Origin of the sequence: Paenibacillus sp. FSL R5-0407 (assembly GCF_038009185.1) — a bacterium.
GTDB classification, from domain to species: domain Bacteria; phylum Bacillota; class Bacilli; order Paenibacillales; family Paenibacillaceae; genus Fontibacillus; species Fontibacillus vini.
The window spans coordinates 2,424,799-2,438,137 of the sequence record NZ_JBBPAX010000001.1 but is presented as its reverse complement, the minus strand read 5'-3'; the positions used below and the strand labels follow the sequence as shown (position 1 = coordinate 2,438,137).

13 protein-coding genes and 1 pseudogene are annotated in these 13,339 nt (G+C 50.1%); 8 read left to right on the top strand and 6 right to left on the bottom strand.

Translation table 11 applies throughout. From position 1 onward, the window contains the following. Nucleotides 1–16: 16 nt before the first annotated feature. Nucleotides 17–1,345 (top strand): IS3 family transposase, encoded by a 1,329-nt coding sequence (locus NYE70_RS11745; RefSeq protein ID WP_211026252.1) that lies wholly within the window; start codon nt 17–19, stop codon nt 1,343–1,345. Nucleotides 1,346–1,467: 122 nt separating this feature from the next. On the opposite strand, the gene nagA is transcribed toward NYE70_RS11745, so the two are convergent. From nagA to NYE70_RS11730, 3 genes are read right to left on the bottom strand one after another with little or no spacing between them, the layout of a single operon-like run. Then, entirely contained in the window at nt 1,468–2,649 is a 1,182-nt protein-coding gene (nagA, locus tag NYE70_RS11740; protein ID WP_341046119.1) for an N-acetylglucosamine-6-phosphate deacetylase, read from the bottom strand. Next, the gene (gene nagB, locus NYE70_RS11735; protein WP_211023352.1) at nt 2,649–3,377 is read right to left on the bottom strand and encodes a glucosamine-6-phosphate deaminase; all 729 of its coding nucleotides are present in this window, start codon (nt 3,375–3,377) and stop codon (nt 2,649–2,651) included. Before nagB ends, nagA begins: the two co-directional genes overlap by 1 nt. Further along, entirely contained in the window at nt 3,370–4,242 is an 873-nt protein-coding gene (locus NYE70_RS11730) for a MurR/RpiR family transcriptional regulator (RefSeq protein ID WP_211023351.1), read from the bottom strand. Before NYE70_RS11730 ends, nagB begins: the two co-directional genes overlap by 8 nt. Before the next feature lie 200 nt (nt 4,243–4,442). On the opposite strand from NYE70_RS11730, the gene NYE70_RS11725 reads away from it, so the two are divergent. Beyond that, nucleotides 4,443–4,889 carry a MarR family winged helix-turn-helix transcriptional regulator gene (locus tag NYE70_RS11725; RefSeq protein ID WP_211023349.1) on the top strand — a complete coding sequence of 149 codons (447 nt, stop codon included), beginning with the start codon at nt 4,443–4,445 and terminating at the stop codon, nt 4,887–4,889. Between the two features lie 139 nt (nt 4,890–5,028). Continuing rightward, nucleotides 5,029–5,454 carry a DUF1801 domain-containing protein gene (locus tag NYE70_RS11720; protein WP_341046117.1) on the top strand — a complete coding sequence of 142 codons (426 nt, stop codon included), beginning with the start codon at nt 5,029–5,031 and terminating at the stop codon, nt 5,452–5,454. 61 nt (nt 5,455–5,515) lie between these two features. Here the strand turns inward: NYE70_RS11720 and NYE70_RS11715 are convergent, their stop codons facing one another. Genes NYE70_RS11715 through efeO form a run of 3 tightly spaced genes read right to left on the bottom strand, consistent with a single transcriptional unit; the run spans nt 5,516 to nt 9,537 of the window. Continuing rightward, a complete protein-coding gene (locus NYE70_RS11715) occupies nt 5,516–7,351 on the bottom strand; it encodes an FTR1 family protein (RefSeq protein ID WP_341046115.1) in 1,836 nt (611 codons plus the stop codon). 14 nt (nt 7,352–7,365) lie between these two features. Further along, nucleotides 7,366–8,652 (bottom strand): iron uptake transporter deferrochelatase/peroxidase subunit, encoded by a 1,287-nt coding sequence (gene efeB, locus NYE70_RS11710; protein ID WP_341046114.1) that lies wholly within the window; start codon nt 8,650–8,652, stop codon nt 7,366–7,368. A 3-nt stretch (nt 8,653–8,655) separates the two neighbouring features. Beyond that, nucleotides 8,656–9,537, bottom strand: a complete 882-nt coding sequence (gene efeO, locus NYE70_RS11705; RefSeq protein ID WP_341046113.1) for an iron uptake system protein EfeO — start codon at nt 9,535–9,537, stop codon at nt 8,656–8,658. A 248-nt stretch (nt 9,538–9,785) separates the two neighbouring features. On the opposite strand from efeO, the gene glpK reads away from it, so the two are divergent. The 5 genes and pseudogenes from glpK (at nt 9,786) to NYE70_RS11680 (ending at nt 13,316) form a co-directional block, all read left to right on the top strand. Then, nucleotides 9,786–11,276 carry a glycerol kinase GlpK gene (glpK, locus tag NYE70_RS11700; RefSeq protein ID WP_341046112.1) on the top strand — a complete coding sequence of 497 codons (1,491 nt, stop codon included), beginning with the start codon at nt 9,786–9,788 and terminating at the stop codon, nt 11,274–11,276. Nucleotides 11,277–11,392: 116 nt separating this feature from the next. Next, a pseudogene (locus NYE70_RS11695) lies at nt 11,393–11,545 on the top strand (LuxR C-terminal-related transcriptional regulator); the annotation flags it as partial. A 113-nt stretch (nt 11,546–11,658) separates the two neighbouring features. Beyond that, a complete protein-coding gene (locus tag NYE70_RS11690) occupies nt 11,659–12,108 on the top strand; it encodes a hypothetical protein (protein ID WP_341046111.1) in 450 nt (149 codons plus the stop codon). Between the two features lie 277 nt (nt 12,109–12,385). Beyond that, on the top strand, nt 12,386–12,574 hold the full coding sequence (locus tag NYE70_RS11685) for a hypothetical protein (protein WP_341046110.1): 189 nt from the start codon (nt 12,386–12,388) through the stop codon (nt 12,572–12,574). Between the two features lie 64 nt (nt 12,575–12,638). Then, nucleotides 12,639–13,316 (top strand): hypothetical protein, encoded by a 678-nt coding sequence (locus NYE70_RS11680; RefSeq protein WP_341046108.1) that lies wholly within the window; start codon nt 12,639–12,641, stop codon nt 13,314–13,316. The last annotated feature ends 23 nt before the right edge of the window (nt 13,317–13,339 follow it).

Here is a 13,339-nt window from a genome sequence, read left to right as displayed (position 1 = left end):
ATCGGGGGGGGATTGCATGAGCAAGAAGAGATTTACCGAAGAGGACCGTGAGGTCCTATCACAAAACAAGTACGTGGTGAATGTAAGTGCGAAGGCCATAACTTATTCAGATGAATTTAAGCAGCTTTTCATCGATCAAAATATGTTACAAAAAACGCCTAGGGAGATTTTTGAGGCCAATGGATTTGATGTAAATGTCATAGGGATGAGTCGTATAAAACAGTGTGCTGATCGTTGGCGGAGAGCGTATAAACGCGATGGAATCGTTGGCTTAACGGATTCTCGTAAAGGCAGCTCGGGGCGTCCCTTGCAGCGAGAACTGACGCAAGAGGAGGTCATTGCCAAGCAAGATGCTCGGATCAAACTCCTGGAGTCCCAACTTGAACTACTAAAAAAGCTAGACTCGAACGAAAGGTTGTTGGTAGCAAAAGGAATGAATCTGAGCAAAACTAAATTATTTGAGTTAATTGCAGAGGCCGTAGACCAAGGCCTTGGGCGTATGACTCGCTATCTTTGTAAACTCCTTAACGTATCTCGTTCGGGGTATTACAGCTATGTAAAGGCTGCAGACGCCCGCTTAGAACGTGCAAGACTCGACGTCGTGGCAGGTGGCTGGATTAAGAAAGCATTCTATTGGAGAGGGTTCAAAAAGGGGTCTCGCTCCATAAAGATGGTTCTTCAGAATGAATTTGGTATCACCTACAACCTAAAGAGAATCCGCCGGTTAATGAAAAAACTAAACCTGGTGTGTCCGCATAGAAAGCCGAACCCCTACAAACGTATGGCCAAAGCTACCCTGGAGCATCGAACTCTTCCTAACCAGTTACAGAGGAATTTCAAGAAGGGTATTCCGGGGTTCGTCTTGCTTACCGACATTACGTATCTTCCCTACAACCGTACGGAGGTAGGCTATTTGTCGACTATATTGGATGCTTCTACGGGGGAACTACTGGCACATCATCTTTCAAAGCGAATTGATTTATCCATTGCCACTCAAACTATAGATAAACTCATGAAACAAAGACGTGTTAAATTACATAAAGAGGCTTTCATCCACTCAGATCAGGGAAGCCATTATACAAGCCCCACGTACCAAAAGCTATTGAAGCAGAAAGGTTTAGGTCAGTCCATGTCCAGACGAGGAAACTGTTGGGACAACGCCCCGCAGGAGTCATTTTTTGGCCACATGAAAGACCATGTAGATAGTCGAGGTTGCATCACTTTTGAAGAGTTGCAAGACGAAATTGACCGCTATATTCAATATTACAACCATCACAGGTATCAATGGGGATTAAAAAAGATGACCCCTGTTCAGTACAGGAATCATCTATTGTCTGTTGCCTAAGCCTTCTCTTTTTTAAGTGTCCTTGACAAGGGTACCAGTTTATATGGCCTCAGGCTTTTTATTTTTAACGCAATGCTTGTAGATATTTATGGGCAATTCAAGTAAATCCCACTAGGTTTGTTTTATTCTTGAAACAAGCGGCCTTCCACCCAAACCTTTTGCAGATCCAGATTGCCTTTACCCACCAACAGCAAATCGGCTTGCTTGCCAGTCTCGACCGACCCGGTTAAATGATCGATGCGGATCAGCTTGGCCGGATTGAGGCTCGCAGCTTCAGAAGCTTGTTGTACGCTCAGCCCGATTTCCTGTACGAGATGGCGGAATCCACGAATCATGGTCAGCGTACTGCCTGCCAATGTTCCTTCGCTTTCCTTCAAGGTACATACATTATCCTTCACGATGACAGGGAGATCGCCGAGTTTGTATTCGCCGTTGCCGAGACCGGCAGCGGACATCGCATCCGTGATCAATATGAGATTGTGATTGGTCTTCACGCTGGCAAGCAGCTGGATTCCGGCTTTATGCACGTGAATGCCATCGGCGATGATTTCGCCGCTGATCGCCGGGGAGCTGAGAATTGCGCCTGCTGTGCCAGGCTTACGGTGATGCAGCGGGGTCATGGCGTTAAAGGTGTGCACGGCATGGTGCAAGCCTACTTCGACGGCAGCCATGATTTCTTCATAAGTCGCATCCGTATGACCTGCTGCGGCTACGATGCCTTTCTCACGCAGGAACCGGATCAGATCGTGTGCGCCCTCGCGTTCCGGAGCAAAGGTTACTTGTTTGATAAGACCTGGATACTGCTCTTCCCAGGCCTCTACCCAGCTGCGGTTAGGCGGCACAATATGAGCCGGATTTTGCGCGCCGGGCCATTTTGGACTGATGAACGGTCCTTCGAGATGGACGCCCGCCAGCTTTGCATATGGCATTTCACTGTGAATGTACTGATGAACCTCTTCCAGCACTTGTTCAATGACCGCTTTGGGAAGCGTCATCGTGGTGGCCAGCATTGAGGTCGTTCCTTGGCTGCAGTGCAGCTTGGTTATGTCATCGAACGCTTCTTTGCTCGGTTCGGAGAAGTCCTGCATCATCCCGCCGTGCACATGAACATCGATAAATCCCGGAAGCACATAGCTGCCTCCAGCATCGATCGTTTCTTGGGAATCCTTCGGATCGGAAGGTAGACCTGCGGTCGAGCCTACATAAGTAATGACGCCGTCCCGCACCGCAACGGCTCCATCATGAAAAATCCCCCGCGGGGTAACGACTTCCGCATGAATGATTCGGAATGTACCCTTGTTCATTAGACAAGACCTCCTGCGGCTTGATCCAGGACGACTACTACATTCGGATGAGTCTGCAGGAACGAAGCCGGACATTGCGTCGTGATCGGACCTTTAAGGGCCCGGGCGACGATCTCCGCCTTGTCTTCTCCTTTGGCCATCAGCAGAATTTGCTTGGCTTGCAGAATAGAGCCGATTCCCATCGTAATCGCATGGGTAGGCACTTCATCGATGGAAGCAAAGAAACGCGCATTGGCCTGCCGTGTCCGCGCATCCAACTCCACAATGTGAGTCGGGCCTTGTAACTCCCCGCTTGGTTCGTTAAAACCGATATGCCCGTTATGACCGAGACCGAGCAGTTGAAGATCGATCTGACCGGCATTCTCCAGCAGGCGATTGTAATCGGCCGCCGCTTTGGCAGGATCCTCGGCAGTTCCGGAAGGAACATGGGTATTCTCCGGTAAAATATCGATATGGTTAAACAGCTTCTCGTTCATGAATCTGCGGTAGCTCTCCGGATGATCTTCAGCCAGGCCGATGTATTCATCCAGATTGTAGCTGCTGGCCTGTTTAAAGCTGACGACGCCTTCACGGTGCAGTTCGATTAGCTTTTGGTACACCCCGACAGGGGTGCTTCCGGTGGCCAGCCCCAAAATAGCACGGGGATTGGATTGAAGAAGACTGGCGATGATGCCGGCTCCTGTTTCGTTAAACAATTGCTCGTCCTTGACCTTGATAATGTTAAGCATTTTTGTTGCCCTCCCTATGTTTTCTGTATATTTGAACATTTTGATATGAGCTTTCCAGCTTCGGAATGTAATCCTCAAATTCCATACTTACCATGCCCGTAAATAAAATATCGATCACATGCAGCTGCGCGATTCGCGAAGCCATATCCCCGCGCCGCATACCTTCCTCCAGAGATGAAGAGAATAAAGATATGTCGGCCAGAGTTGCGAGTCCATTGCTGCCGTATTGGGTCAACGAGATTGTGACGGCTCCACTGTCCTTGGCGCATCTTAGGGCATCAATGGTTTCCGGAGTTTCTCCGCTGTAGGAGATAGCCAGGGCGGCGTCCCCTTTCCCGAGGGAAGAGGCCGAGGTGATCTGCATGTGAGAATCAGCGAAGGCGGTGCAGTTTTTACCGATTCGGACCAGCTTTTGATAAAAGTCTTGGGCAATGATCGAGGAGGTCGCCACCCCGTACAGATCGATCCGCTTTGCCTGGCACAGCGTGTCGACGGCCCGGCGGAGCTCATCCATGTCGAGCAGTCGCGTGGTATCCGTAATGGATGCCAGGTGATTCGCCTCCATGGCCTGTACGATTTTATGAAGATCGTTGCCCGCGATCACATCCTGATATTGCGATTCCGAAGGGCTATGGGCGAGTTCGCCGGCCAGCTTCATTTTGAAGTCGGGAAATCCTCTGAAATGAAAGGTTTTGCAAAATCGGGTCACCGTGGACGGACTAATACCGCAAGTGTATGCAAGCTCGGTTATTCCCTGATGAATTACGGATGCAGGAGCTTTTAAAATATATTCCCCCAGCCGTCTCTCTTGTGGCGGAAGTGATTCTAGGTTGTTCGAGAGCGCGTGCAGGATTGGGTTTTGCATAGATTCACCCTCTTTATATTGTACGAAAATAATTTTTAAATTATTGATAAAAATCATGAAAATAATTTTGATTTCATCATAAGACATTCTATCTTTTAAAGCAAGCGGATTTGCCGCGAAACGTAGAGAATCCTTGTCTTTTCGGTAGGTACATACTACACTTAGGGTGAGCATCTATGTTCCGTAGAGGTGGGTTATCGTTGGATTATAATCTGGATGAGTACATCGACCGAATTCTGAACGCTTGGTCCAAGACGTTTCGCAAGATGCAGAGCGAAATCATGCAGCACCGCGAGCTTGGCCTAACCGGCCCTCAATTTCATATGCTTGCGTTAATCGCCAGAAATAACTCCTGTAATGTCAGTTATTTGTCCGACAAACTGGAGGTAAAACCGAGTGCGATTACGGTGATGGCCGATCGCCTGGTTCAAAGTGGTTACATCGAGCGGCGGCATGATGAACAGGACCGGCGGGCGGTGCTTTTGTCGGTCACCGAGCTTGGGGCGGAAGTTTATAAGGAAGCGGGGAATCGTTCGCGCAAGGTTCTGAGAACTTATTTCTCCGATTTGACGTCGCATGAATTGGAAGTCCTGATCGGGGTCATCGAAAAGTTTGCGCAGAATGATACTCCGAAATCGGAAGAATGACAATGATTCGAGGGAGACGAAAAGAAGCTTGCCTTGCGGCAGGCTTCTTTTCAAATCGAAAAACGTTAAATAATAGAAGGTTTAGACTCGAGGTTAAACTCGATCAGTCTGCAGTGTGGAGAAAAGAGGCGGGTCTGTGATGTATCAGTTGAAAACAAAGGAAACCGAAAACAGCGTCATCGAATTTATCGAAAATGTAGATCAACCGAAAAAACGCGAAGATGCCTATCGGCTGTTGGATATTTTCAGCGAAACGACGGGTTATCCCGCTAAAATGTGGGGCCCCAGCATAATCGGGTTCGGCTCCTACCATTATAAGTACGCCACTGGGCATGAAGGCGATGCGCCGCTCGTGGGCTTTTCCCCGAGAAAGGCAAAGATTAGCTTGTATTTTGCAACAGGCGATACGGCGCGGGAAGCGCTGCTGGAGCAACTGGGCAAGCATACGGCCGGAAAAGGCTGCGTCTATATTAATAAAGTGGCGGATATTAATGAAGATATTTTGAAGGAACTAATTCAACAGTCCGTGCAGTTTCTAAAAGAAACCTATCCTGCGGAAGAATAATTGTTTGATGAGAATGCGGAACGCCCCTTGCAACGGTTATACAGGGGGGCGTTTTTTTACTCTAAAGGCTCATATTATCTTGTCGGGATGATTTCCGCAGATTTGAGGCGAACAGTCGCCAAAGTATGAATGTTAGCACAATGACTTGCGGAATAAAGGTTTCCCATGTAGGGTAAGCGCCGATCCAGCCGACCGAAGGCAGAAGGCGATAGTTGTGGCCGGGAATTACCCCGGCAATCTGCAGGGCATGAGTGCCTTCCCCCAGGAAACGGATTACGAGATAGTAAATCAGTACGGTTGCGGTGAGCATGAACATGCGAACCGGCAGTTTCACAGTGAAGCGGATGATACAAAAGCCAAGAAGCGTCAAGGCGGCCAAAGCTCCCAGGATACCGGTAACCAGTTGTTTCGGTTCGATGGAAGGAGCCATTCCTATATAAAAGACGGCGGTCTCGGCCCCTTCCCGAAGAATGGCAAGCCCAGCCAGCGCAAACAGGGACCAGCGGTTTCCACGGGCTAGCGCTCCTCCAACCTGTTCATTCAGGTATTTGTTCCAAGCTTGGGCGTTTGATTTACTGTGAAGCCACTGGCCCACTGTCAACATCATAACGACAGCGAACAAGCCGACGACGCCTTCGATAAGCTCGCGGGTTCCGCCGGAGATGGCCTCGGAAACTACCAGAGTAAGGACAACGGCCAAAATTCCTGACAATACCAGTCCTGTGCCGGCGCCAGCCCAGATGGAGACACGTCCTGACCGATCTCCGGAACGTTTAAGGAAAGCGAGCAGCGCCGCCAGCACCAGTATTGCTTCCAGGCCTTCACGTAGAAGGATTAGTGCCGCATCCCATGCCGAATAAGACCCTCTGTCCGAAATGGGTTCAAGATCGTTGATCATGCGGCTGATGATTTCCACGGCTTTCACGGTATCGGGAGGAGAGGATACAAGGTAACCCTGCGCCTCGGACATCTCATTTTCGGTGGCGGTGTATAAAGTCGCTGAAGAGATTGAAACTTCCCCTTCCACGGACGGCCATAGAACGATAAATTCCTGCATTCGGGATGACGCCGTATCGGCATCCTTCGCCTCGGCTGCCTGCAGGGCTTGCCGGAGCAAAGGCAGGGCATCGCGCAACGTTTTCCTTTCCCGTTCGTCGGCGCTACTATCCTGAACGTCTAATTTTCCTTCGGAATAATCCTGCAGCAATGCTGTTAGCGATTGAAGTTTTGCTATCGCCTGTTCGCTTTTGACCGGCTCGGCTTGCAAAGCGATTCGGATCAGGCTGAGGTGGGTCTCGAGTTCGCTGTATACGGCGAAATTCCCACTGCGGATCGGCCCTTCGAACTTGCTCCATCCTTGAACAATCGTTTTAAAACGCGACTGTGCTTGCTCGATGTCCCCGGATTGTAAGGGGGTCAGTGTCTTTTCGACCATAGACAGCAGTTCCCCGGCGGACTCCTTGCCGACCGACAAATTATTGTCTTCGGTATGGGTATCTACATATTCGTTTACTTTTTTAGCAAGGGCCGAAAGTGCGGCATTGGCGTCTTCTTTGTTTTTATTATCCAGCGCCGTTCGGGCTGCGGCCAAGCGGGTTTGGATCTGCTTGTCAAAATCATCCGCACGGCCGGCACCCATGATTTCGTTCCATAACTTTTCGAATTGCTCCAGCTCCCGGGAAGCTTGTTCCCACTCCTGTGATCCGGCGTCGACAAGCGCGCCGCCAACGAGAGGAAGAAGCGACTCCATGGACTCGGATTCTTCAGCGCCGGCATGCCCGATTTGAGATGCTAGCAGCATAACCGAAATAATTAAGCATCCCAGCAGGCGCGATAACCGCATGGGGAAGTGCCGGAGACGCAAGCCATGTATGATGCGGTTGATTTTGGAACTCATTTTTCTTCCTCTCCTTAAAAAAGCGTCTCACCGATATACCCGCCTGGACGGGTTCCTGGAAAGCAGGCAAATGCCGCGCTGCCGACATGGACAATGTATTCATTAAGCTTGTCACTGGCGGCCAGAATTTGCTGCATGGGGATAAATTGCTTCTGGATATCCCTCTGATAACTAATGAAGAAGAGACCGGCATCCAGTTGCCCCGTTTTGGCATCCATGCCTCCCGTATAGGAATAGGCCCGACGCAATATTTTGGTCGCCCCATCCATGTGCGCAAGCCGGGAGTGGGAATTCATCGGAAGCGCCGGTTCACCCGCGGTATTCTTCGCGTTCAGATCGAGGGGAGCGAACTCGTCCCTCATACCGAGCGGCGCCCCTGTATCGCGGTGGCGACCGAAGGTTCGCTCCTGATCATCCAAGGTGGAGCGGTCCCAGATCTCAATGCGCATCCGGATGCGCCGCGCAACGAGATAGCTCCCGCCCTTCATCCAGGCCGCCCCGTCACCGGAGCCGGCCCAGACGATCTCCTTCATCGCCTGAGCGTCGGCGATGTCCGGATTCCCGGTCCCGTCTTTGAATCCCATTAGATTACGAGGCGTTCCGTTGGATGGGTCAGCCGGTCCTGTACGTTGGAAGCCGTCCTGCATCCAGCGCAGAACGGCCGTGCCGCGGGCGATACGAGCCAGGTTACGGACCGCGTGGAATGCCACTTGCAGGTCGTCGGCGCAGACCTGCACCCCGATGTCGCCGCCGCACCATTCCGTTTGAAGCGCGTCGCCCCGGAATTTTGGAAGTTCTCCAAAAGTAGTCGGCCGCTTCCCGGCCAAACCGAACCGATTGTCAAAGAAGGAGGGGCCGACCCCGAACGTAATGGTCAGCTTGGAGGGGGAAAGACCCGCGGTCTCCCCGGTGTCGGAAGGCGGCAGGTTAAGATTGTTATTGCTGTTTCCGATTAGATCGCCGGAGGTCATGGCAGCTGCCGCCTCCGTCCAGGACCGGAACAGTTGCCGCACATCCGCCAGTGAGCTTGTCGTTAAATCGAAGGAAGCAAAGCTTAAAAAATGCTGGGCAGGCGTAATGATACCTGCCTGATGTTCTCCATAAAATCCGACTCGACTGCCGGATGCATCGCCCTTCGACGGAGCGGAGTTTTTCGCTAGCGTTTCCTTGAGTGCAAGAGCTCCGTAGGCGCCCCCGCCGCCCAGCAGCAGGCCGATTCCGCCGACTCCGGCGATTTTAAGCATCTCTCTGCGGCTCAGGCGTTTATTCAGCAGGCTGTCTGCCGTGTTTAAATCTTCCATAAGTTACACTCCCAACAGTTTGCCCATTTGGGACAATGGCTCGGCCAAAGCGTCAAGGTTCTGGCTTAAATTCCGGACATCGCTGTCCTGGAGTTTATCGTAGGAGACATATCCTTCGCCTTCTTTGAAGGGGGCAAGCTCTGCTTCAAGCGCCGTGAAACGATCGGCGATTTGCTTGTCGAGGTTCTCATCCTTTTCCGCCAAGTTTGGCTGCAAGAGCTCATATATTTTCTTGGCGCCTTCCAAATTTGCGGCAAAATCATATAAATCCGTCCGGGAATAGCGTTCTTCCTCTCCGGTCACTTTGGAAGTGGAGACCTCGTTAAGCAGCTCCACCGCCCCGGTCACCAGAAGAGAAGCATCGATTTCTACCGTCTCAACTTTGGCCCGAAGCAGCTTGGCATCGCTTAGCAGCCGATCGGCAAACTCCTGCTGCCCTTCTGTTGTTTTATCTTCCCATAGGGCTTTTTCCAGGCGGTGGAATCCGCGCCATTCCGAAGCTTCTACGTCACCGTCGCGGGCGTCGATATTCGGGTCAAGATCCCCTAATGCCTCCGCGATCGGTTCGATTCTTTCGTAGTGCATACGTGAAGGGGCATAGAGTGACTTAGCCGTTTCAATATCGCCGCCGTTTACCGCATTCACGAATTTTTCGGTTTCCGTTACAAAGGCATCGCATTCTTGAATTACATAAGCCCGGTACTGTTCTACAGCAGCGGTGAACTCAGAATCGTTGGCAGCGGCTGCTTCGGTTGTTGTTCCGGCTTCGGCACCGGAGCTATTGTATGTATTGGCCGTTTTATCACCTGAATTGCAGCCAGATAGCAGAAGAGCGGCGGTTAATACCGCAGCGGCAACAGGCACGTAGTAATGTTGTTTTTTCATCGAATACATCCCCTTTAAACGTTGATTTGGAATATGGTGATAGATAACAAGTGCCTTCGAATTAATTGATAATGATTATCAGTATCGTTTAACATCATAATCAGAATCGGTTGCTCCGTCAATAAAAATTATTTCGGCTAACGCACCTGGGAGTGGCGAATTGTTATGGCGGCGAGTTATTATTAAAAAAGCTGCATTGTAAGCGTTATTAAAAAATATCAACTATTTACGGACTGGAGGAATGGTGGTTGGAAACGTATATCCTTGCTTTGGACCAAGGGACAACGAGCTCGCGGGCGATTTTATTCAATCGGGAGGGCGTTATCGTTCATTCCGCACAGCGTGAGTTTCCGCAGTATTTTCCCAAGCCGGGATGGGTGGAACAGCAGCCAAATGAGATTTGGGGCTCCATCCTTGCCGTTATCGCTTCCTGTCTGTCCGAATCCGGTATCAAGCCAAGGCAAATCGCGGGAATCGGCATTACGAACCAGCGCGAGACGACGGTAGTCTGGGAAAAAGAGACCGGTAACCCGATTTATCCGGCAATTGTTTGGCAATCGCGCCAGACGGCGGATATTTGCGAACAATTAAAATCAGCGGGCCTGAACGATACGTTTAGGAAGAAAACGGGATTACTGATTGATCCGTATTTTTCCGGCACCAAAGTGAAGTGGATCCTTGATCATGTGCCGGGTTCCCGGGCGCGGGCGGAGAAGGGAGAGCTACTCTTCGGAACGATCGATACCTGGCTGATCTGGAAGCTCTCGGGCGGTAAGCTCCATGTAACCGATTATTCCAATGCGTCGCGGACGCTCATGTTCAACATTCATGATTTATGCTGGGACGATGAATTGCTCAAGCTGCTCGACGTACCGAAGGCCATGCTTCCGGAAGTCCGCTCTTCCTCGGAAATTTACGGGACGACAATCCCTTATCATTTCTTCGGGGAACAAGTGCCGATCGCCGGTGCGGCCGGCGACCAACAGGCGGCCTTGTTCGGCCAGACCTGCTTCGAGAAGGGGATGATCAAGACAACCTACGGCACCGGCTGCTTCATGCTGATGAACACAGGCGAGAAGCCCGTGGCCTCGGAACATGGCTTGATTACTTCCATTGCATGGGGGATTGGCGGCAAGGTGGAATATGCGCTGGAAGGCAGTATCTTTGTCTCCGGTTCGGCCATTCAATGGCTCAGAGACGGCCTGCGCATGTTCAGGGATGCGAAGGACAGCGAAGCTTACGCTGCCCGCGTCGATTCGACGGAAGGTGTATACGTGGTACCCGCTTTTGTCGGACTGGGCAGCCCCTATTGGGACAGCGATGTCCGGGGAGCGGTGTTCGGTTTGACGAGGGGAACAACCAAGGAGCATTTTATCCGGGCGACCCTGGAATCGCTGGCTTATCAGACCAAGGACATCCTTGGAGCGATGGAGCAGGATTCCGGATTTACGGTCCGCAAGCTGAGAGTGGATGGAGGCGCCGTCTCGAACGACTTCTTGATGGAGTTTCAGAGCGACATCGTGAATTTGCCGGTGGAGCGTCCAGTGGTGAGAGAAACGACGGCTCTGGGAGCTGCCTTTTTAGCGGGGCTGGCGGTAGGTTATTGGAGCGACCGGGACGAAATCTGCCGGACCTGGAGTCTTGATCGGCGGTTTGAGCCAACGATGGAGACGGAGGTTCGGGAATCGTTATACGGAGGATGGAAGAAAGCGGTGCATGCCGCGATGGCTTTTAAATAGACCCGCCCATTTTAGAGTCTTACGGCACCATTGCCCCTGTTTCTTCATAATATGTGTTGACTGTATCCCTTAACCTTGTTAAACCATAAAACCCGAGCAAGGAGGGGTGACGCATTTTGAAGAGCAGCGATCGTAACAGCAAATTTCTGTTGACACATCGTGAACGGGAAGTTTTCGAACTCCTCGTGCAGGATAAAACGACGCGCGACATTGCGGGCCAGCTGTTTATCAGCGAGAAAACCGTACGCAACCATATCTCCAATGTAGTATAGTTTGAAGCACACAACATATGTGATGCTTCTTTTTTTATGTATTACATACAATTCAAAGGGGACATAGTTTGCGTGGATAACAATTCCAATGAAGAGGGGCGTACAATAAAATGGCTAAGAGTACGGCTAATGAATCGGGAACGTTGAAGATTTATAAACCGAAATATCGCGAACACGAGGATATCCAAGGAGTTGTAAGTCGTGTCAAAAACTCCAAGAGGTGCGTTATGTCCTCGTACAGCGATTTCAAGGTTGATTCTGATCTGCTGCTTAAAATATCTCAGGGCAATGAAAAATTAGTTGCAGAGGTCCAGAGCTTTATAGATGAAAAGCAGAAAGAAGATGCTCAATTTGGTGGATTCATCGCAGTTGGGGTTTCGAAGATCAGCAAGAATGATGTTCTTACTGGCGGAAGGGCCGAATGGATTCATGTGGTGTTCGATCAAGGGCACGGCGTAACTCTTATAGCTGGCCGGGTTGGTCGTCCAGATTGGACACATACTCAATACCTGGATAGCTCTCTTTTATACTCAATGGCGACTATGCTTAAAAACAGATAAGCAGGTCATTAATCAAATCTGTTTTTTAATTTTCGAAGGAAAGATTATGGGAAAAATGCGGGAACTTTGCGTGTTGTTGGACTTTTAAACTGATATTCTTATAACATGGAGAATCGAGAAGAGGACACCAAAGGGGCGTGAACGCCCTGTAACGTCGCCGGCCAAGTCGCTGGCAAACTCACAATGGTGAAAGGTCCGAACCGGTTCTCCTTTCTATTGTTGGGAATAGCAGGAAACGACTTCCTGGTGTCGAAATATGATGCTGGGAGGTGATACTGTGTCTAAAAATTACCATGAAGTTACTGGTGAAATTGTTCAAGAGCTTATAAAAGCTAAAGCTCAAGTGATTGGCGAAGCGGGTAATTCAACAATGAAACAAGAACTCTTGAAAGAGCACTTAAGTGATGAAGCTATCATAAATTCTTTCAAAGCTATATTCGCCGCTGTCAATAATCCGACAGAATAAGAACAAGAAAGCACCCTAACCGGTGCTTTTTCTTTTGCAGTTTGATTAACCGGAGGGGAGTGAGGTGGCAACACACCGAGTCAATAAATCAGGCAAACAAGCGCCGCCTTTTACCAGGATCCTGAATGCACCGCTGCAGGACGAACGTCTCTCTTTTAAGGCCCGCGGCCTCCTGGCATACATGCTCTCCAAGCCGGACAATTTCAAATTCTACATAGACGAGCTGACCAAGCACACGACCGAGGGAAAGGACAGTATCCGCGCCGGCATGAAGGAACTCGAGCAGCTGGGATACATCCATCGGTACCCGGTCAAAAATGAGCGTGGTAAGATCATGTCGTGGGAGCTTGATTTATACGAAAGCCCGTCATTACGTCCAGAATCGGGTTTTCCAGTTGTGGAAAATCCAACGCTAATAACGAATGATTATATAATAACGAATGATAAAAGATTTAAAAGATACATCGCTCTTAAAAGAGATGATGATCCTTATATAAAAACCTATCTGAAATACCTCTCTCAGAAAAAGAAAAAACAGCATGTTGAAGTGACCGAAGAGCAGAGAGAATGGATAATCAATCAGATAGAGCATCTAAGATCATACGAGGTAAGTGCAGCAGATTGGGAAGAACAGGTGAAAGATCATTTCGAGCATCTGCCCAAGAATAACAACGGGAATATCATAGCGTTCCTGCATGCATCACATAGAAGGTTTGATGTGGGGATGTATGATCAGTTCTAACCGAATACGGCAGTACAGGTCAC